General features: G+C 43.3%; 18 protein-coding genes and 1 pseudogene. 17 read left to right on the top strand and 2 right to left on the bottom strand.

Annotated features, from left to right (window positions below):
* Positions 1-61 precede the first annotated feature (61 nt).
* The 13 genes from THEPK_RS00850 to THEPK_RS00790 all read left to right on the top strand — a co-directional run bounded on the left by THEPK_RS00850 (position 62) and on the right by THEPK_RS00790 (position 13,265).
* On the top strand, positions 62-913 hold the full coding sequence (locus THEPK_RS00850; RefSeq protein ID WP_042697131.1) for a protein translocase subunit SecF: 852 nt from the start codon (positions 62-64) through the stop codon (positions 911-913).
* Positions 910-2,430, top strand: coding sequence for a preprotein translocase subunit SecD (locus THEPK_RS00845; RefSeq protein ID WP_042697129.1), 1,521 nt, complete (start codon positions 910-912; stop codon positions 2,428-2,430). The genes THEPK_RS00850 and THEPK_RS00845 overlap by 4 nt, the downstream gene beginning before the upstream one ends.
* Positions 2,431-2,436: 6 nt before the next feature.
* On the top strand, positions 2,437-3,132 hold the full coding sequence (locus THEPK_RS00840; protein ID WP_042697126.1) for a potassium channel family protein: 696 nt from the start codon (positions 2,437-2,439) through the stop codon (positions 3,130-3,132).
* Positions 3,133-3,301: 169 nt separating this feature from the next.
* Positions 3,302-3,613 carry a V-type ATP synthase subunit H gene (locus tag THEPK_RS00835; RefSeq protein WP_042697124.1) on the top strand — a complete coding sequence of 104 codons (312 nt, stop codon included), beginning with the start codon at positions 3,302-3,304 and terminating at the stop codon, positions 3,611-3,613.
* Between the two features lie 3 nt (positions 3,614-3,616).
* Positions 3,617-5,602: a V-type ATP synthase subunit I gene (locus THEPK_RS00830; RefSeq protein WP_042697122.1), complete on the top strand. Its 1,986-nt coding sequence runs from the start codon at positions 3,617-3,619 to the stop codon at positions 5,600-5,602.
* 14 nt (positions 5,603-5,616) lie between these two features.
* Positions 5,617-6,102 carry an ATP synthase subunit K gene (locus THEPK_RS00825; protein WP_042697120.1) on the top strand — a complete coding sequence of 162 codons (486 nt, stop codon included), beginning with the start codon at positions 5,617-5,619 and terminating at the stop codon, positions 6,100-6,102.
* A gap of 34 nt (positions 6,103-6,136) precedes the next feature.
* On the top strand, positions 6,137-6,748 hold the full coding sequence (locus THEPK_RS00820) for a V-type ATP synthase subunit E (protein ID WP_042697117.1): 612 nt from the start codon (positions 6,137-6,139) through the stop codon (positions 6,746-6,748).
* Positions 6,749-6,753: 5 nt separating this feature from the next.
* Positions 6,754-7,863: a V-type ATP synthase subunit C gene (locus tag THEPK_RS00815; RefSeq protein ID WP_004066674.1), complete on the top strand. Its 1,110-nt coding sequence runs from the start codon at positions 6,754-6,756 to the stop codon at positions 7,861-7,863.
* On the top strand, positions 7,860-8,168 hold the full coding sequence (locus THEPK_RS00810; RefSeq protein ID WP_004066677.1) for a V-type ATP synthase subunit F: 309 nt from the start codon (positions 7,860-7,862) through the stop codon (positions 8,166-8,168). Before THEPK_RS00815 ends, THEPK_RS00810 begins: the two co-directional genes overlap by 4 nt.
* A 5-nt stretch (positions 8,169-8,173) precedes the next feature.
* Positions 8,174-9,931, top strand: coding sequence for an ATP synthase subunit A (locus THEPK_RS00805; RefSeq protein WP_042697114.1), 1,758 nt, complete (start codon positions 8,174-8,176; stop codon positions 9,929-9,931).
* Between the two features lie 5 nt (positions 9,932-9,936).
* On the top strand, positions 9,937-11,325 hold the full coding sequence (locus THEPK_RS00800) for an ATP synthase subunit B (RefSeq protein ID WP_042697111.1): 1,389 nt from the start codon (positions 9,937-9,939) through the stop codon (positions 11,323-11,325).
* A gap of 24 nt (positions 11,326-11,349) precedes the next feature.
* Positions 11,350-11,994, top strand: coding sequence for a V-type ATP synthase subunit D (locus tag THEPK_RS00795; RefSeq protein WP_042697109.1), 645 nt, complete (start codon positions 11,350-11,352; stop codon positions 11,992-11,994).
* Positions 11,995-12,038: 44 nt separating this feature from the next.
* Positions 12,039-13,265 (top strand): alanyl-tRNA editing protein, encoded by a 1,227-nt coding sequence (locus THEPK_RS00790; protein ID WP_042697106.1) that lies wholly within the window; start codon positions 12,039-12,041, stop codon positions 13,263-13,265.
* On the opposite strand, the gene THEPK_RS00785 is transcribed toward THEPK_RS00790, so the two are convergent.
* A complete protein-coding gene (locus THEPK_RS00785; protein ID WP_042697103.1) occupies positions 13,262-14,413 on the bottom strand; it encodes an inositol-3-phosphate synthase in 1,152 nt (383 codons plus the stop codon). The genes THEPK_RS00790 and THEPK_RS00785 overlap by 4 nt on opposite strands.
* A gap of 229 nt (positions 14,414-14,642) precedes the next feature.
* Here THEPK_RS00785 and THEPK_RS00780 point away from each other — a divergent pair, with 229 nt between their 5' ends.
* Genes THEPK_RS00780 through THEPK_RS00765 form a run of 4 tightly spaced genes read left to right on the top strand, consistent with a single transcriptional unit; the run spans position 14,643 to position 19,184 of the window.
* A complete protein-coding gene (locus tag THEPK_RS00780; RefSeq protein ID WP_042697100.1) occupies positions 14,643-16,277 on the top strand; it encodes an ABC transporter substrate-binding protein in 1,635 nt (544 codons plus the stop codon).
* Positions 16,278-16,287: 10 nt separating this feature from the next.
* Positions 16,288-17,229, top strand: a complete 942-nt coding sequence (locus THEPK_RS00775; RefSeq protein ID WP_042697097.1) for a carbohydrate ABC transporter permease — start codon at positions 16,288-16,290, stop codon at positions 17,227-17,229.
* Positions 17,226-18,095, top strand: coding sequence for a carbohydrate ABC transporter permease (locus THEPK_RS00770; RefSeq protein ID WP_042697094.1), 870 nt, complete (start codon positions 17,226-17,228; stop codon positions 18,093-18,095). The genes THEPK_RS00775 and THEPK_RS00770 overlap by 4 nt, the downstream gene beginning before the upstream one ends.
* Positions 18,096-18,101: 6 nt before the next feature.
* On the top strand, positions 18,102-19,184 hold the full coding sequence (locus THEPK_RS00765) for an ABC transporter ATP-binding protein (RefSeq protein WP_042697091.1): 1,083 nt from the start codon (positions 18,102-18,104) through the stop codon (positions 19,182-19,184).
* A 7-nt stretch (positions 19,185-19,191) separates the two neighbouring features.
* On the opposite strand, the pseudogene THEPK_RS12435 reads toward THEPK_RS00765, so the two are convergent.
* Positions 19,192-19,595 (bottom strand): annotated as a pseudogene (locus THEPK_RS12435) (IS6-like element ISPfu1 family transposase); the annotation flags it as partial.

Here is a 19,595-nt window from a genome sequence, read left to right as displayed (position 1 = left end):
GCTACGGTGGAGTATCTAAAAAGACGATACTGTGCACTAAAATTCTGTAGGGGTGAACAAAATGCTCGAAGATACCCTTAAACGGCTCGCAACTGCAAATCCTAAGAAAATGATAACATATCCGCTAATTGTTTTTCTTGCAGCGCTTTTAATATTGGCGGTTCATTTTCCGAAACTCGGAACAGATCTTGAGGGAGGAGTGGTTATAACTATTCATGGAGGAAACGCTAACGCAAAAGATGTTGAGAACCTACTAAAGGCAGAAAATTTCGAAGTCACAGTGAGAGAAATTAGGAGCATTACCGGAGACACAAAAGTAGAAATACGAGCACCTGCCGATGTAGATGTGCAGAGAATAGTTGAACTCATAAAATCAAAATATCCCGATGCAGCAATTTCACAAACTCAATTTGGACCCAGTTTATCAAAAACTGCCCAAGAGCAGAGTCTAAAAGCTATTTCTCTGGCATTTCTCGGAATGGCCATCGTTGTGTTCCTGTTCTTTAGGGTTCCGGTACCATCTTTGAGTGTAATCTTCTCGGCTCTTTCAGACATGGTGATAGCACTCGCCTTGATGAGCATCTTTGGTTTGGAACTAACCCAGGCTACAATAGCTGCCCTTCTAATGCTTATAGGCTATTCCGTAGACAGCAACATACTCCTTACTACCAAGCTCCTGAGGAGGAAAGAAGACACCGTTGAAGAGGCTTACTTTTCAGCAGTCTCTACAGGCTTCACAATGAGCACCACAACACTGGGGGCTTTAGCGTCACTGTGGTTAATTTCACAAGCGGAAGTTATCGACATGATAGCAGCTGTATTGATTTTTGGATTGCTTGCTGACTTTATGAACACATGGATCCTCAATGCTGGAGTGCTAAGATGGTACATACAAAGGGGTGAGAAAAAATGAATCTAAAGAAGCTCCTTTTGAACGGCAGGGTTCTCTTACTCATCCTCGTTATTGTGGGGTCGATCTTAACAATAATTGCTCAGGGGATAACTTACGGTTTGGATATAAGCGGAGGCGTTGAGATAACTGTGCAGCTCGAAAAACCTGTCGATGAGGCAACTATGGAAGAGGTTAGGATTTCACTTGAGAATAGATTGAACACTCTTGGAGTTAAAGACATCACGTTAGAGCCATGGGGAGATCAGATAATTAAAATAAGAGTTGCCAACGTCACAGAAGAGGAAGCAAGCAGCATTATAGACACCATAAACCGTCAGGGTGTTTTCTACGCTGAATTCGATGGTGTTATATTTGCAACTGGGGCTGACATAAAGAGGGTTGACCAGGTAAGCTACGAGCCCAGGGAGGGAGCTTGGATTGTTCCGTTTTCAATATCCAAAGAAGCCGCAGAAAAATTTGCCCAGCTGGCACTGGGGAAAGTGGGATACCCAGTAGATATCTTTCTTGACCCACCCGTAAATTCAACCTTGATAGTTTCCCCGGAGATATATACTCTAATGAACTCAAATGAATTTAAATTTGTACCTGATGCCAAACCTCTGCCACAGAGACTTAAAGAAGCATTCAACATCGATGTGATTCCTTACGAAAACCAAAGTGTTGAGGAAATAGCCCAGCTTGTCCAGGGAAAAGAGAAAATTATCCTTGTTGACGTTAATGGAGAACTGGAATCAAGCCTGAAAGCCTTGGGAATAAAAGTTGAAAGGAGAGAACCAGGGGCTGGAGAGGCTGCAGATGAATTTATTAGGAGAATATTAGGTCTTTATGGGCCATATAGGCTTCAAGAAGGACTCACCACCGGAGAACCCCATACTGAACTAGCGATTTCAATTGGGGGATCTAAAGAAGACATTGCAGCAATGGGACAGGCTCAGGTCGTTTCAGTGGTGTTAAGGAGTGGATCACTTCCAGTAAAAGTTTTTGTAGAAGGAGTTAACTACATCCCGCCTACCTTGGGAGAACAGTTTAGAAAACAAGTAGTACAAGCTGGAATAGTGGCTTTGCTGGTAGTTGGATTAATAGTCTACCTCCATTACAGAAAGGCAAGAATAGCTATTCCAGTAGTGCTTACAAGTTTAAGTGAAGTTATTGCAATTTTGGGAGTTGCTGCACTAATAAAATGGAATCTCGACCTGCCAAGTATAGCTGGTATAATAGCAGCTATAGGTACGGGAGTTGACCAGCAAATAGTCATAACAGATGAACTCCTGGGAGGAGCTAAAAAAGAAAAAATCACGAAGAGGAGCGGAGTACTGAAGAGAATGGGAAGGGCGTTCTTCGTTATCTGGGCATCAGCAACCACCACAATAGTTGCAATGAGCTTTCTCTTCAAGTTCTTCGTGGGAGGTTTGAGGGGCTTTGCCTTCACCACAATACTTGGAGTGCTCATTGGAATATTGATAACAAGGCCAGCATATGCTGAAATAGCAAAAGTGCTCCTCAGTGAAGAGAGGTGAGAGTAGATGTTTATTGTGATAATGGGGGCCGGAAGGGTTGGATACCTTGTAGCTAAGATGCTGGAAAACGAAGGGCACGACGTCACAATAATTGACATAGACAAGGAGAGAGCCAAAGAGCTCTCCTTCCTTATTAATGGCCTTGTGATTGAGGGAGATGCAACGGATCATAAGACCTTAGAAGAGGCTAATGTGAAGCAGGCAGATGCTTTTGCGGCATTAACTGGAAGAGATGACGCAAACATATTAGCGTGCATTCTCGCAAAGCACCTAAATCCTGAGATAAAGACAGTTCTCAGGATAAGTAAACCGAAAAATAAGGAAGTCTTTGAAAGAGTTGAGGATCTAAAAAAATACTTTGATGTAGTTATAAGCCCGGAGGAAATAGCAGCTAACTACATCTTCAGGAGTTTGACAACTCCAGGGTTTGATAGGGTTTTGTTCCCTAGAGAAGGAGCAGAAATCGTTAAGTTCCGTTTGGATGATGAGAGTGAAATTTCAGAAAAATCAGTAAAAGACCTCAACTTGCCAAGGGACTCCCTTATAGTGGCAATATATGATGAAAAGGGGAACTTAACAATCCCCTCAGGAGACACGAAACTGCCTAAAAAGGGTGAAGTGGTTGTTTTTGCCAAAAATTCAGTTCTAAACGAAATCAAAAAGATCTTTGAACAGAAGAAAAACAGTAAAGACCAGACTTGAAGTATGTTCAAAACTAATCTATGAATCCTTTTTATTGTTTTATCATTTATACAAAAATTTTCACCTTTTCTGTTCTATTTTGTGCACCTTTGAGCATAAATTATTTAAAGCGTTTACTTAACACTCCTTTGTACTGGTTACTTTCATTAAATTCATTGGAGGGCTTCTCATGGAGACAATCATTAAAGAAATTGTGGATGCTGAAAAAAAAGCCGAAGAGAGGATTGAAAAAGCAAAAGAAGAAGCAAAGATGATAATAAACCGTGCAAAAGAAGAAGCCAAAAAAATTGAGGAAGAAATACTAAAAGAAGCCCAAGAGCAGGCGAATTCTCTTATCGAAGCAAAAAGATTGGAAGGTGAGCAGGAAGCAAAAAAGATTTCTGAAGAGGGCGAAAAAGAGCTTGAGGAGATAAGGATTAAGGCAACACAAAACTTCGAACAGGCAATTGAAGAAGCAATAAAGCTCATTAGAGGGAGATGAAAAATGTTCAAGCCAGAAGAGATGGTCAAGATAGAAGTGTTGAGTCTAAACAGATATAAGGATTCTATCTTGACTTATCTCCATGAGCAAGGCGTCCTAGAGATTCGGGAAATTGATGTAGATGTTGCCCAGAAAGACGCTCCAAATGAGTTCTATAGGAAGGCTGCGTCATATACCATTAGTCTTTCCCGCCTTATAGAGTTTTTGAAATTATATAAAAAACAGGAACAAGGCGGCATTAAAGGATTCATTTTTCCAGAATTAAAACCAAAGAGAAAATACAAATACAGAGGAATCGAGAACCTGATAAAGGAAATCGAGAGCTTTCTCGAAAATGCCGAGCCGGAAATAAAAAACATTGAGAGCAAGATATCTTCTTTAAATACTGAAATAGAAAGGCTAAAAACGGAAATAGAAACCTTAGAATTGCTCTCAGCATTGGACATTGAGATAGAATACCTCAAACCTACGAAAAGCGTTGAAATAGTTGTGGGGTTTGTTGAAAAAGACAAGTTTTTGCCCTTGATTGAAGAACTAAAAAAAGCCCTCAATGATAGATTAGCGTATGTTTCGAGAGATTTAAAGGGAAAAGTTTTTGTTGTAGTTGCCCTGTTGAATAGAGACTACGACAAAGCCAATCCAATTCTTGCGAAGTACTCATTTGAAAGAATTGAAGTCCCTGAAGTAAGAGGAAAGCCAAAAGAGGCTATAGCAGAGCTTCAAGAAGAAATCGCACGGCTCAATAAGGAACTGGAAGCAGCAGAAAAAGAGGCAAAATCTCTCGCTGAAAAGTATCACGATGAGTTGGTCTTCTACCAAGAACTCATGGAGAATGAAAGGGACAAAGCAAACATGTTAAGCAATTTAGTAAGAACAAACATGACTTTTGCTCTTACTGGGTGGCTGCCGAAAAAATATGTTCCTAAAATCGTTGAAGGCCTTAACAAAATATCTCACGGCAAAATCTACGTAAATATAAGGCCACCAACACCAGAGGAGCTCGATGAAATACCTGTAAAACTGAAGAATCCTAAATTCATTGAGCCCTTCGAAATGCTGACCGAAATGTTCGGTGTTCCAAAATACAATGAACTTGATCCAACACCAATACTGGCTTTCACGTATTCGTTTTTCTTTGGCTTCATGTTGACGGACTTTATGTATGGGCTAATAATAGCAATAGTCGCTGCGCTGCTTATAATGGGACACAAAAAGCTCAACGACGGTGTTTACAGGTTCTCCAATATTCTTCTCTGGAGTGCTCTCTTCACTATGGTGCTGGGAGTCCTCTTTGGCAGTTACTTTGGAGATGCTTTCCAGAGAGCAGGAATCAACGTGCCAGCAATGTTGGATCCAATGAGGGAAGCATTGATTGTCCTGGGACTGGCATTGGCAATTGGACTGCTTCACCTCTTTATCGGTTATACATTGGGATTCATAGTTAAAGTAAAGAACAAAGAAACCGTTAGCGCAGTGTTAGAGCAGCTTCCATGGATGCTCATAATTTTGGGGGTGGTATTCCTTGCGCTTTCAATGGCAGGATTCACGAGTACCCTACTGGGAGAGGTCTTTTTAGTGCCGGGTGTTGCTCTCTTCGTAATCTCAGAGTTCAAGAGTGACCTTCCAGTCCTTATGAGACTATTGATGACAATCTCAGACTTCTTTGGCTTCATCGGTAACTGGCTGAGCTACGCTAGGCTAATGGCATTAGCATTGGCAACGGCAGGAATAGCGATGGTAATAAACATAATAGTGGCAATGATATGGGGTATTAAAATAGGTCCGGTGCCTTTGGGCATAGTGATCGGTCTTGTAGTGTTTGTCGGGGGACATATCTTTTCAACGGCAATAAACGCTCTTGGAGCGTTTGTTCACGCTTTACGTTTGCATTATGTTGAATTTTTTGGAACGTTTTACTCAGGTGAAGGTAAGAGGTTTGAACCCTTTAAAGCTAAAAGAGAAGTATCTGAGCTTGAATTAGAGATTTAGGAGGTGTAAGGAAAATGGAGCCAATAGTTTACGTTGCATTGGGTGCCGCACTTGCGGCAGGTATAGCTGGAGCAGCCTCTTCATTTGGTGTTGGAATTGCTGGAGCTGCAGCAGCAGGAGCAGTTGCAGAGGATGAAAAGAACTTTAGAAACGCGCTTATGTTACAAGGTCTCCCAATGACTCAGAGTATCTATGGGTTAATAACCCTGTTCCTAATTGCTCTCGTGTCAGGTATACTTGGAGGAGGATTTAAGTTCGCCGAAACTACCACAGAAAACATCATTAAAGCAGCCATTCTTTTGGGAGCAGGTTTAACCGTTGGATTAACCGGCCTCTCAGCAATTCCCCAGGGTATAATAGCTTCAGCTGGAATTGGAGCAGTTTCAAAGAACCCCAAGACATTCACCCAAGCGATTATATTTGCCGCTATGGCCGAGACAATGGCAATCTTTGGTTTCGTTGGGGCTTTGATCCTCATAATTACGGGAGTTGGCTTCTGAGCCTTCTCCCTATTATTACCAGGAGGAATCCTCAATGGAAGGAGCAAAGCTAATTATCGAAGAGATCAACAGGGAGGCAGAGCTGAAAATAAAGTACATCTTAGAAGAGGCAGAAAAGACTGCAGAAGAGCTTAGAAAAGAGGCCGAAAAAAGAGCAAAGGCCAAAGCCGAATGGATACTTAGAAAAGCTCAAACACAGGCAGAGCTTGAGAAGCAGAGAATAATCGCCAATGCCAAGCTTGAAGTTAGAAGGAAGAAGCTTGCACTTCAGGAAGAGCTCATTAATGAGGTTTTAAAGGCACTAAAAGACAGATTAACTTCAATACCAGAAGGGGAGTACCTTGAAGTTCTCAAAGATTTGATAATCCAGGGAATCAGAGAACTTGGAGAAGAAAAAGTTGTCGTTGCTTCAAACAAAGAAACTCTCGCTTTGCTGGAAAAACACTTGGACGACATTAAGAAGGAGGCAAAAGAGAGGCTCGGAAAGGACATTGAAATAGGCATAGGAACACCGATAGAGACCATAGGGGGAGTAGTAATATACAACTCCGACGGAAGCATAAGAATAGATAACACGTTTGAAGCAAGGATGGAGAGATTCCAAAGTGATCTCCGCTCTAGAATAGCAAAAACCCTGTTTGGGTGAGGAAAGTGGAAGTAAGCACCATAACAGCAATTCTTGACACCAGTCTGGCGGTCATATTTACATGGGTAGCCTACAAAACAGGACAAATTTTGTGGAAGTACACTCCATATTCATACCCAAACGCCAGAATCAGAGCAATGGAGGCGAGGCTTTTCACAGAGCAGAAGTTCAACGAGTTAGCGGAATCAAAGACTCTGAATAACTTTATCATGAACCTTGAGGACAGCGATTACAAACCATACTTAACCTCTCTTCCGGTTTTGAACTCCGAAAGCATAGACAGGGCTCTTGACAGGGCTCTTGCTGATACATATGAGCTCTTCTATAGGATTCTCCCTAAGAGAAGCAGAGAGTTCTTTAAGCTTCTGCTTGAAGAATGGGACGTTAGGAACATAACTTCTTCTGTTAAAGCAAAGCTAAGGGGAGAAGTAGCTAGGGATTACATAAGCGAAATTGGCACAATGGTTGAAAAAGTGAAGGCCATTGCCGACGCAAAGAGCCTCGAAGAAATACTCGTTATACTGGAAGGCACAGAGTATGAGGAACCCTATCAAAAGCTTCTATTGAAGGAGATAACACCAGAGGAGTTTGAAACAGAACTTTACAAAAACCACTATCTGAAGCTCTCCAAATATGCAGCCACAAGAAAAGATGAGGAAAAGAAAATTTTGCAGGAGTTTGTGAAGCTAAAAATCGACAAGATAAACCTAAGCACGATACTTAGGGGAAAAGCTCATGGGCTAGGGGCAGATAAGCTTAGAGATTCTCTGATACCCGGTGGTAAGGTCAAGAGAAAGACTCTCGAAGCTCTTGCAAACATGGAAGATGTCGAGATGGTTCTGGCAGAGTTAGACTCCACAGAGTACTCGGGGATAATAAGGGAGCACAGAGAAGAGATACTGGAGGATATTTCGGCATTTGAAAAGGCATTTGATAGGTACATACTTCAAAGAATGGCGGAGCTGACGAGGTTCTATCCTCTAAGCATTGCAGTGCCATTGAACTACATCCTCCAAAAAGAAAGCGAAATACGGAAGCTCAAAGCCGTAACAAAGCTAATAGAGGACGGGGCAAAGCCAGAAATCATAAAGAGAGTAGTAGGTGAACTGCCATGAAAATAGTGGTTCTTGGAGATAAGGATACCACACTTGGCTTTAGGCTTGCAGGAGTTCACGAGGCGTATTCGTTTGAAGAAACTATTCAGGAGTTAGAAAGAGCAAAAAACAAGTTAAAAGAGCTCGTAGAAAGGGAAGATATTGGTGTAATTCTGATAACTGAACGGCTAGCTCAAAAAATCGAAATTCCTGATGTGACGTTCCCGATAATCCTTCAAATTCCTGATAAGTATGGGTCACTCTATGGTGAGGAACAATTGAGGGAAATCGTTAGAAAAGCCATAGGTGTAGAGATAAAGAGGTGAAAAACATGGGAAGGATAATTAGAGTTACCGGACCACTGGTCGTAGCTGATGAAATGAGAGGCTCGAGAATGTATGAGGTCGTTAGAGTTGGGGAACTTGGGCTTATTGGAGAGATAATTAGATTGGAAGGAGACAAGGCTGTTATTCAGGTTTATGAGGAAACTGCAGGTGTTAAGCCCGGCGAACCCGTTGTCGGAACTGGAGCCTCTTTGAGCGTTGAGCTTGGTCCAGGGTTGTTAACTTCAATCTATGATGGAATACAGAGACCTCTCGAAATCTTGAGAGAGAAAAGCGGAGACTTTATTGGAAGAGGAATTACAGCTCCAGCATTGCCGAGGGACAAAAAGTGGCACTTCACACCAAAGGTAAAGGTAGGCGATAAAGTCGTCAGCGGAGACATAATTGGTGTTGTCCCCGAAACGAGCATTATAGAGCACAAAATAATGGTTCCACCCGGAATTGAGGGTGAGATTGTAGAGATTGCTGAAGAAGGAGAATACACGATAGAAGAAGTTATTGCAAAGGTTAAAACTCCGGATGGAGAGATAAAGGAGCTTAAGATGTACCAAAGATGGCCCGTCAGAGTTAAAAGACCATACAAAGAGAAGCTTCCGCCGGAGATTCCGTTGATTACCGGTCAGAGAACCATCGATACTTTCTTCCCACAGGCAAAAGGAGGAACCGCTGCAATTCCGGGACCATTTGGAAGTGGAAAGACGGTAACACAGCACCAGTTGGCCAAGTGGAGTGACGCTGAAGTTGTAGTATACATTGGTTGCGGTGAGAGAGGAAATGAGATGACGGATGTTCTTGAAGAGTTCCCCAAGCTCAAAGACCCAAGGACAGGCAAGCCGCTGATGGAGAGAACCGTTCTCATAGCAAACACATCCAACATGCCAGTTGCCGCGAGAGAAGCCTCCATCTATACGGGAATCACAATAGCCGAGTACTTCAGAGACATGGGTTATAACGTGGCTTTAATGGCAGATTCAACATCAAGATGGGCTGAGGCTTTGAGAGAAATCTCGGGAAGACTTGAGGAAATGCCCGGTGAAGAGGGTTACCCAGCTTATCTCGCTTCGAAGATAGCTGAATTTTACGAAAGGGCTGGAAGAGTAAAGACATTGGGAAGTGACGACAGAATTGGAAGCGTTAGTGTTATCGGAGCCGTTTCACCGCCGGGTGGTGACCTGAGCGATCCTGTCGTACAGAACACCCTTAGAGTGGTTAAGGTATTCTGGGCGCTTGATGCTGATCTGGCAAGAAGGAGGCACTTCCCGGCAATTAACTGGCTTACGAGCTATTCCCTCTATGTGGACTCCATAAAAGACTGGTGGCATAAGAACGTCGATCCAGAATGGAAAGCGATGAGAGATGAGGCAATGGCACTCCTGCAGAAGGAATCGGAGCTTGAGGAAATAGTTAGAATAGTTGGTCCAGATGCACTGCCAGAGAGAGAAAGGGCTATCCTCCTTGTGGCAAGAATGATTAGAGAGGATTACCTCCAGCAGGATGCTTTCCACGAGGTTGATACATACTGCTCTCCAAAGAAGCAAATAACAATGATGAGAGTCATACTCAACTTCTACCACCATACCATGAGAGCCATAGACGCCGGAATTCCAGTGGAGGAAATCGCAAAGCTCCCTGTTAGAGAGGAGATAGGAAGAATGAAGTACATCCCAGACGTTGAAGAAATAGCTTCACTAATGAAGAAGACAGAAGAACAATTTGAGGAGCTCTTTAAGAAATACGGGGAGTGATAAAGATGCCCGGGATGGAATACTCCACAATAAGCAAGATTTACGGTCCTTTGATGATAGTTCAGGGCGTTAAAGGGGTAGCCTATGGTGAAGTTGTAGAAATAGAAGTCGAAGGCGGAGAGAAAAGAAAAGGACAAGTCTTGGAAGCGAGAGAAGACTTGGCAATCGTCCAGGTTTTCGAGGGAACAAGAGACCTCGATGTCAAAACAACAAGGGTTAGATTCACAGGAGAGACTCTCAAGGTTCCAGTGTCAATGGACATGCTTGGAAGAATATTCAACGGTATTGGTGAGCCAATAGACGGTGGCCCAGAGATAATCCCAGAGGATAGAAGAGATGTCCACGGAGCCCCGTTGAACCCTGTAGCAAGAGCTTATCCAAGGGACTTCATTCAAACCGGTATCTCGGCAATAGATGGAATGAACACTCTGGTTAGGGGTCAAAAGCTTCCCATATTCAGCGGTAGCGGTTTGCCCCACAACATGCTCGCCGCTCAGATTGCAAGACAGGCGAAGGTCTTGGGTGAGGAAGAGCAGTTCGCTGTGGTATTTGCAGCAATGGGTATCACCTATGAAGAGGCAAACTTCTTCAAAAAGAGCTTTGAAGAGACTGGAGCAATTGAGAGAGCAGTCCTCTTCCTTAACCTCGCAGATGATCCAGCAATTGAGCGTATCATCACCCCGAGAATGGCCCTTACCGTTGCTGAATATCTAGCTTTTGACTATGACATGCAGGTTCTGGTTATCTTAACGGATATGACCAACTATGCAGAAGCCCTGCGTGAAATTTCAGCGGCAAGAGAGGAAGTCCCCGGAAGAAGAGGTTATCCGGGTTACATGTACACTGACCTTGCAACTATTTATGAGAGAGCCGGTAGAGTCAGGGGAAGAAAGGGAAGCATAACCCAGATGCCAATACTCACGATGCCTGACGATGACATTACCCACCCAATTCCGGACCTTACGGGATATATCACCGAGGGACAGATAGTTTTGAGCAGAGACCTTCATAGAAAAGGTATTTACCCACCAATTGACGTCCTTCCAAGCCTTAGCAGATTGATGAAGGACGGTATCGGAAAAGGAAGAACAAGAGAAGACCACTCCCAGCTAAGCCAGCAGCTCTATGCGGCTTATGCGGAAGGTAGAAGCCTTAGAGACCTTGTAGCGGTTGTGGGTGAAGAAGCTCTGAGCGAGACCGATAGAAAGTACCTTCAATTCGCAGACAGGTTCGAGAGAGAGTTCGTCGCCCAGGGATACGATGAAGACAGAGGAATCTTTGAAACCCTAGACCTTGGATGGGATCTCCTGTCAATACTGCCAGAGTCAGAGCTCAAGAGAGTAGAGAGGAAGTACATAGAGAAGTACCATCCAAAATACAGGCACTCCTCTTAACTTCTTTATTTTGAGGTGAGCTGAATGGCAAAGATACTAAAGGTCAAGCCAACCAGAATGGAGCTTTTGAGACTAAAGAGAAGAATAAAGCTGGCTGAAAAAGGACATAAAATTCTCAAGGAAAAGCAGGATGCCCTTATTATGGAATTCTTCACCATATACGATGAAGCCCTAGCACTGAGAAGAGAGCTCAACCAGAAAATAGCAGAAGCGTTTGAGCAGCTTAGATTGGCTGAGATAGACATGGGAATTGTCAGACTCAGCGAGATAGCCCTTAGCGTAAGACCAAATAAAGAAATAGATATTAAAAGAAGGAACATTATGGGAGTACCCGTGCCCCTAATTGAGGCGGAGGGGTTTAAGAGAGATCCCAGCGAGAGAGGTTATGCGTTTGTTTCAAGTTCCTCCAAAGTTGATGTCGCATCGGAAAAATTTGAAGAGGTTCTTGAGCTGGCGATAAGGCTGGCAGAAGTTGAAGAAACGCTAAAGAGGCTTGCCAGAGAGATTGAAAAGACAAAAAGAAGGGTCAACGCCTTAGAATATATCATCATCCCAAGAATGAAAGAAACTGTGAAATACATAAGCCAGCATCTTGATGAGATGGAGAGGGAAAACTTCTTCAGGTTGAAGAGAGTTAAGGCAATCCTCGAAGCCAAAGCTCAACCTTAGTTAGCTTTTTATCTTTTTATTGAGATTCTTCTCTGGTGAGAAATGTGACGCTCAAGTTGTTCTATACCAACCCCTATCTAATGGAAGCTTCTGCAAAGATAATGGACATTGAGGTTAAAGAGAATAAAGCCAGAGTGCTGCTTGATAGGACGATATTTTATCCTGAAGGCGGCGGACAACCCAGTGACAGAGGTGTGATAAAAGGAAACGGCTTTAGAATTGAAGTTGAAAAGGTTGAGGGAAAAAATGAAATCTGGCATGAAGGGACGCTCAAAGGGAGGATCCCAGAGAAAGGAGAGGAAGTAAAGCTTGAGCTTGACTGGGAATGGAGATATGAAAACATGAGACAGCATACCGGTCAGCACATTCTTTCTGCAATCTTGAAGAGGATGTACAACAGCGATACTACTGGATTCCAGATATTCCCGGAATACAACAAGATTGAGATCAATTTTGATGAGGAATTAACTTGGGAACACATCCTTGCTGCAGAGCTTGAGGCCAATGAAGTCGTTTGGGCAAACATTCCAGTAGAGGTTGAAGAATATGAGGAGCTTCCCGAAGAGGTAAGATCGGCTCTTAGAAAATCCCTACCCGAGGATATATCGGGAAAAATCCGGGTGGTGAAAATAGGAGACGTTGATCTAATTCCCTGTGGAGGAACTCACGTAAAAAATACTGGAGAGGTTGGCTTCATAAAAGTCCTTAACTTCTACAGAAAAACCAAAAACATCTGGCGTATAGAGTTCGCCTGTGGATATAGGGCGCTAATATATCTGGACAGGCTCCTGCAGGATTACTGGGAAAGCCTAGATAAGATGCCTAATAAGAACAGGCCTCTAACCGATAGAATTGAAGAGCTAAAACAAGAGCTCGAAAACGCTGAAAAAGAAAAAGTTGAACTGAGGAGAGAGCTTTGGGAGTGGAAAGGCAAGGCACTGCTTTCCAATGCTGATGAGATTGACGGAATAAAAGTAATCTCTTACATTGAGTCAATGGACATGAAAGACGCACAAGCGTTTATTGTGCACCTTGTGGATAAAAACCCCAACACGATGGTCTTGGCAGTTGGGAAAAATTACGCGATTTTTGCAAAGAACAAAGACACGAAAGGCATCTCCATGAATGAACTCCTCAAAGAGGTGCTCAGAGAAGTTGGTGGCGGTGGAGGCGGAAGTGAAATCCTAGCAAGAGGTGGAGGCTTTAAGAAAACTCCAGAGGAAGTGCTTGAAGTTGCAAAGAGGATATTAAAAGAAAAGCTAAAGAGCTAGAGCCACTTTGGCTTTAGCCCCGCCCACATTCTCATCTTTTCATGGGCTATTATCCTTGGGATGTTGCCTTTCTCTTGTGGTCCGGGGTTCTTCATGTAGAAAGCGTTGACCTCATAGACGGTTCCGAACTCCTTCTTCTCTATTGCTATTTTGCCCAATCTCACTAAATCAACCAGCAATCCTGCCAAAGCTGGGCTATCGTTAATTCTTCCAGTTATCACAAGCTCATCCACTGCTCCATTGAAGCTGACGTACTCAATGTGCATAGCAATGAACTTTTTGTCTCCAAGCGGCTCAAGGAACCCCGTTGGTTTGATGTAGTGGGGCGCCTCATAGCCGAGGAGGTCTTTAACTACACTTGACTTAGTGAACTCCTTGCTCTTGTTTCTCTCTTTATCTGTTAAAGCCAAGAAATCTGTGTTACCACCGATATTGAACTGAGCTATATCCCTCACGTATCTGTTTCTTTGAGCTAGATGAGACAGGATGTCAGCTGTTAATGGAGTTGCTCCTGTAGCTCCGTCGTCACCAAAAACCACCAGGTTGTTCTCTTTAGCAAGCTCCACAAACGCAGGGTCGTTTGCTATGAGAGTAGGGATAGCGTTTACAAAAGCCGCTCCCCCTCTTTCCTTTGCATACAGAGCGGCAGCATAAGCATAAACTTGAGTCGCAGTTAATCTTTCCCTCTCGTCGTTTTCAATAGCCTTTACAAGCTCCTCTTTATTTCCAAACGGAACAAAAGCCTCTGTGGTACAAACGTTTACTATCACATCAACATCAAGTTCTTTCCATTCTTCAACAAGCTTTTCAACGGCTTCTTTGAGTGTCATGCTGTCTTCAAGCCCTTCGGCCTCTATAGGTAGGTTTCTCAGGCTTTTAAGATGAATTCCTTTTCTTACAATTACGCTCTTGAGGGTCTCCGGGATTTTATCATCCCAGTAGCTCTTCACTACCTCATATAGAGACTTTCCTATTTTGTTTTTATCAACATCGTAGCTTCCAACGATTTCTATGTCCTCAACTTTTATTGGGAGCTCGTTCTGGAGAGGAATTCCATAGTAGCCAAGCTCCCCTGTTTTTATCCTCTCGACTCCAAGAGCAAAAATGCTCCCTACGTATCCTTGACCTAGTATCACAACACGAACCATACTCCCACCCCAGTACTATTATTTTACATGTGTTAAATATTTTTTGGTATATAATCTTTTATGAATCATATATAACACTTTCGGTGATGCATACGCCAAAACGAGTTAATGTTACATAAAAGTTATAAAAGTTCCCTTCCAAAATGTCGTTGATAGCCCTGCAAGATTACAATAAGCCTATGCCGATTTTGGCATCTTAAAATCCCAAAGTTTTTTTCAGGTGGTGGTTATGAAGGCAAAAGTAGGTATATTACTGGCAATAGTTGTGCTTGTTGGAGTAATCGCCAGTGGGTGCATTGGTTCACAGGAAAGCTCAGAGACCGAAACTACAGGCGTTGAGTTAACAGGGGACTTCACAAAAGATATCTTGGCGATAGGCAGGACACTTGAAAGCAACGGGATAAATGAGGTAAAATTCTCTGCATGGGGGTCTGGAGACCCCAACAGTGTAATGAGAGTTTACGGAATTGTAGAAGCGGCGAGAAGAATAAATAAGGTTTGGGAGGAGAATGAAGTCAACGTAAAAATAACGATAACAGACATACACTATGTTGCCTCTTTCCAAGATGCGTACCAAGAATATCTCAGCAAACAGCCTCTAGGACAGGCTGGCGATTTCTTTGTGAACTCTTATGCATTCCTGCCAACTCTCGCAGATGAAGGCTACATTCTCGATATAACTGAATATGCAAACGCATATCAAAATGTGATAGATGACTTCTATCCCTCACTAATCGAAGCTTCAAAATTCAACGACAAACTTTACGGTTTGCCCCAAGATACAGAAGCAAGGCCATTATACATAAGAAAAGACGTAGCTGCAAAAATTGGCTTTAACTTAGAGGGGATTGAAGAAAAAGTCAAGAACGGGGAATTCACATGGAGTGATGTTTATTACTGGGCTAAGAAAGCAAAGGAAAGCGGTGCAGCGGAGTGGGGATTGATACACAGAAAAGGATCCGCACATCCAGACCTAATTCAATTCATCTTCGCCTTTGGTGGCAAGCTGTACAATGAAGACTCTGGAAAGCTTGTGGTTGATGTTCCGGCAGTTTACAAGTGGCTTTATGTGGAGTGGAAATTCGCCCAAGATGGCTTGCTCCCCAAAGACATAATGAGCTGGGACTGGGCAAAGCAAATTCACCCCGCAATAGTTGAAGGCAGAACCCTGTTTGACATAGGCGGTACTTGGTACTGGACGGAATGGCAGACCAAGGACTATTATGGAAAAGAAGGCACTCCGAGACCATTAAAGCCCGAAGAAGTCCAAGCTTGGTTTACCTACACTTTGTTCCCAGCCGGGGAGAAGGGTCTGAAGCCTGTAACTCTGAGCCAGCCGTTTGTTTGGATGATAAACTCCAAAGCCGGCCAGCAAAATCCGAAGTATGATGAGCTTAAAGACCTCTACCACAAATTGGCATTCTTAATGGTAATAAAAGCAAGCGACCCCGATATAAATGCGATTCACAGCGTAATAAGCGCCCACCTGCCGGTTAGAAAAGAAGCCGCAGAACTAATCAGCAACGAGAAGTGGCTCGATGACCTGAAGAGCCTCAGCATTGATCTCGATCCTCAAGTCAAGAGCAACATAAAGGACATTGTCGCAACAACAGTTCACCCAATAAACGCAAAGTTCCTTGCCGATGTGAGTTATATGCTCGAGTACACAAAGCTAGCTCCAGCACATCCAAAGTACCCAGCATTGGCTGATATCTTCAAAGAGGCAGTGGACAAGGTGTTGAGAGGAGACATGACCCCAGAAGAAGGTGTTAACTACATTATACAAAAAGTCAATGCGGATCCAGAACTAGCCCAAAACGTGGAAGTAGTAGGGGAGATTCCAAAGGACTGGACGCTTCAATGAGGTGAATGACATGAAGGGGGAAAAGCTTCGAAACCTTTCCTTTTTTCTTTCTCCCATGATTATAATGGTCGGTTTATTCTACCTGATTCCCTTAGTATTCACTGTCTACATAAGCTTTACCAAGATGCGAAACTGGAATATTGAAAGGTACTTGACCGAGATTGTAGGGTTTTACAATTATCAGAGGCTCTTTCATATGTTCCAGCATGACCCGTTGATGAGAACTGTTCTCTTAACTACTATCATTTTTGTGGGAATAACCCTTATTATAAACGTCTTTGGAGGTCTTCTTTTAGCTTTAGGGACATTTTTCATAAATGAAAGATCCTCTTCGGCAATTAGACTTCTGTGGTTGTTGCCCAGAATGTCCCCCATAGCCGTTTACAGCCTGGTGTGGTATTACTTCTTTCACGGGAGCGAGATTGGTACTTTAAATTCAATTCTCATGAAGCTTGGTGTGCTCTCCCAACCAATCCCATGGGGTCAAATCGTTCCATGGGGGGCTTGGAGCGTAATCATTTTTGTTAATGGCCTTGTGGGAGTTAGCTTTGGAATGATAGTATTTACTTCGGCTTTAAATCAGATCCCAAAGGAGCTTGTTATAGCTGCGAGGGTAGATGGGGCATCAGCATGGCAAATCTCCAGAAAAATCTTGGTTCCAATGATGAAATGGCACCTTCTATATGTGCTAACCTGGCAGTTCCTGAGTTTATTAACGACCTATCCCCACCTGTTCCTCCTTGTCCAGTGGGACTTGGTAAGCAGGGACTACGGCACGACACTAGCACTCTACGTTTACAATACTGCATTTGGAAGAGGAGAGCAGGATCAAGGTTTGGCAGCTGCAGCGGCGGTGTTGCTTTCCATAATTGGCATTCTCGGAGGATTCGTTACCTTAAAAGTGCTCCAATTTGAAAAGATGATTCACGAGCCAAGGGGTGATATAGAATGAGGGACGTTGAAACAAGACCAAAGAAGGGAGAGTGGATAATAGTCTTCACGATACTCTTCGCCAGCCTCCCCCTCATACTGGGGTTTGCACTTTTAGTAATTTCAAGCTTTAGCAGGGATATGGTCACCAATTTAAGCCTCAGTTCGTTTAGACCAACAATTGAAAATTGGATAAACGTTTTTCAGGGGAAACTAGCAATAACCGGAGGAATAAGGCAAAACATCCTAAAAATAACCCTGAATACTCTTGTAGTTGCTTTAGGAGTTTCTGGGATAGTGACCCTAATCAGCACGCTTGCCGGGTACTCTCTTTCTAGAATGAAATTCAGGGGAAGAAAATTAATGATGCTTCTCCTCCTCATGCTCCATGCTTTTCCAGGAGTTGCTTTAATTGTCGGTGTTTATTTGCTGTACCGCCTAACGTTTCCCCAAGAACCTTCATTTGTGAGACTATACTCGTTCTTCTATGTAATTCTCGCTAGGGCAGCGCTTGAGATACCGATGTCCGTTTGGCTTATGAAGGGATTCTTTGATACAATTCCATGGGAGTTCGAATGGTCGGGGATAATAGATGGTGCGTCGAGGATAAGGGTGTGGCGACAGATAATGTTGCCCTTAATAAAACCTGGAATACTTGCAGTTGCGTTGTTTGGATTTTTGGCAGGCTGGCAGGACCTAATCTACGTAAGAACATTTCTAATTGATCAGACACTTGCAACATTTATAGAGGCGAATATTGAAGCTGAGTACTCACACATGCCGCTAATAGCTGCTGCTGGGACTTTATATCTCCTGCCCACCATCATATTTTTCCTAACGGCCCAGCAGTTGCTTCTCCAAGGTTATTCAGGAGGGATAAAGGGGTGAGAAGGGATGGTTAAGATAACCCTGGATAGAATAACCAAAAAGTTTGGAAAATTCACGGCACTTGACAACATAACCCTGGAAATAGAAGACAAAGAATTTATGGCTCTGCTTGGCCCCTCTGGAAGTGGCAAGTCAACTCTGCTCTACACAATAGCCGGGATATACAAACCAACAAGCGGGAAGATATACTTTGATGAAAGAGATGTTACCGAAGTCCCACCAAAGGACAGAAATGTGGGCTTAGTTTTCCAGAACTGGGCACTTTATCCCCATATGAAGGTCTTCAAAAACATTGCGTTCCCCCTTGAGCTCAAAAAAGCCCCCAAAGAAGAAATAGAGAAGAAAGTCAGGGAAGTTGCGAAGATGCTCCATATAGACCACCTCCTAGATAGATATCCCTGGCAACTCAGTGGTGGTCAGCAGCAGAGAGTCGCTATAGCCAGAGCACTCGTTAAAGAGCCTGATGTTCTGTTACTTGATGAACCTCTGAGCAATTTGGATGCTCTCTTAAGGTTGGAAGTTAGAGCAGAACTTAAGAGGCTACAAAAAGAGCTGGGGATTACTGCCGTTTATGTAACCCACGACCAGGCAGAAGCCCTTGCAATGGCTGATAGGATAGCGATTATAAAAGACGGAAACATCTTGCAGGTTGGAGAACCGGATGAGGTATATTATAAACCGATGTATAAGTTTGTGGCAGGATTTTTGGGAAGCCCACCTATGAATTTCGTTGAAGCAGAAGTGGAAGGAGATATGCTCAGAATATACCACAGCAGAATCCCAATACCCAAGCAGTACGGGGAGATTATCAAGAAACTTAACATAACAGAAGTGCTTTTTGGCTTTAGACCACATGACGCGGAAATAGTGAGAGGAGAAGCAGAAGGTATCAAAGGAGAGATTTACTCTTTTGAGCCGCTGGGAAGGGAGCAGATAATAACAGTAGCAGTCGATAGTGATGTTTTTGTTAAAGTTTTCGCCCCAGAGGAAGAGCACTTTAGATTTGGGGAAAAAGTCACAATAGTGCCCAGAGAGGACAGAGTAATCCTCTTTGATAAAAAAACAGAGAAGGCTTTGGAATATCTCTGAGATACTGTTAGGATAACTGGGGCATCACCTCCTGAAGCCATTCAGTAACATCACCAGGCGGATCACCAAAACTAGAATGAATTCTGACAAAATTATACCAGAAGGCAAACAGAAAAACAAACCTATGAACCCTCCTCCAGTCTTTACCCCTGAAATTATTCCAGAAACGCTTCGTCCTCTCCTTCAACGTCCTAAACCAGCGCTCAACACTGTTCCTCGGCCCGAAAGTCACATGCAGATAACCCAACCTCAAAACTCTTAAAAGCAGACTTATACCAGCTCGCCCTGATCAACCAGAAAGACAGGCTGCCCTTCACACGACTTTAAAACAACCAGAATGAAATCCCTGGCAACCCACCAGTTTCTAACAGTCGTAATCCAGACTGCTAAAACTTCCTTGCTCTCAACGTC

It is taken from the genome of Thermococcus sp. PK (assembly GCF_000430485.1).
In the GTDB taxonomy this organism is placed as follows: Archaea; Methanobacteriota_B; Thermococci; order Thermococcales; family Thermococcaceae; genus Thermococcus_A; species Thermococcus_A bergensis.
This window is presented reverse-complemented; position numbering and strand designations above follow the sequence as displayed.

Excerpts from the sequence above, each read along its gene's own strand:
- THEPK_RS00820 (WP_042697117.1), top strand. The coding sequence starts at position 6,137 with ATGGAAGGAGCAAAGCTAATTATCGAAGAGATCAACAGGGAGGCAGAG.
- THEPK_RS00780 (WP_042697100.1), top strand. The coding sequence starts at position 14,643 with ATGAAGGCAAAAGTAGGTATATTACTGGCAATAGTTGTGCTTGTTGGA.
- THEPK_RS00810 (WP_004066677.1), top strand. The coding sequence starts at position 7,860 with ATGAAAATAGTGGTTCTTGGAGATAAGGATACCACACTTGGCTTTAGG.
- THEPK_RS00785 (WP_042697103.1), bottom strand. The coding sequence starts at position 14,413 with ATGGTTCGTGTTGTGATACTAGGTCAAGGATACGTAGGGAGCATTTTT.
- THEPK_RS00825 (WP_042697120.1), top strand. The coding sequence starts at position 5,617 with ATGGAGCCAATAGTTTACGTTGCATTGGGTGCCGCACTTGCGGCAGGT.
- THEPK_RS00770 (WP_042697094.1), top strand. The coding sequence starts at position 17,226 with ATGAGGGACGTTGAAACAAGACCAAAGAAGGGAGAGTGGATAATAGTC.
- THEPK_RS00800 (WP_042697111.1), top strand. The coding sequence starts at position 9,937 with ATGCCCGGGATGGAATACTCCACAATAAGCAAGATTTACGGTCCTTTG.
- THEPK_RS00775 (WP_042697097.1), top strand. The coding sequence starts at position 16,288 with ATGAAGGGGGAAAAGCTTCGAAACCTTTCCTTTTTTCTTTCTCCCATG.
- THEPK_RS00805 (WP_042697114.1), top strand. The coding sequence starts at position 8,174 with ATGGGAAGGATAATTAGAGTTACCGGACCACTGGTCGTAGCTGATGAA.
- THEPK_RS00850 (WP_042697131.1), top strand. The coding sequence starts at position 62 with ATGCTCGAAGATACCCTTAAACGGCTCGCAACTGCAAATCCTAAGAAA.
- THEPK_RS00835 (WP_042697124.1), top strand. The coding sequence starts at position 3,302 with ATGGAGACAATCATTAAAGAAATTGTGGATGCTGAAAAAAAAGCCGAA.
- THEPK_RS00765 (WP_042697091.1), top strand. The coding sequence starts at position 18,102 with ATGGTTAAGATAACCCTGGATAGAATAACCAAAAAGTTTGGAAAATTC.
- THEPK_RS00795 (WP_042697109.1), top strand. The coding sequence starts at position 11,350 with ATGGCAAAGATACTAAAGGTCAAGCCAACCAGAATGGAGCTTTTGAGA.
- THEPK_RS00830 (WP_042697122.1), top strand. The coding sequence starts at position 3,617 with ATGTTCAAGCCAGAAGAGATGGTCAAGATAGAAGTGTTGAGTCTAAAC.
- THEPK_RS00845 (WP_042697129.1), top strand. The coding sequence starts at position 910 with ATGAATCTAAAGAAGCTCCTTTTGAACGGCAGGGTTCTCTTACTCATC.
- THEPK_RS00840 (WP_042697126.1), top strand. The coding sequence starts at position 2,437 with ATGTTTATTGTGATAATGGGGGCCGGAAGGGTTGGATACCTTGTAGCT.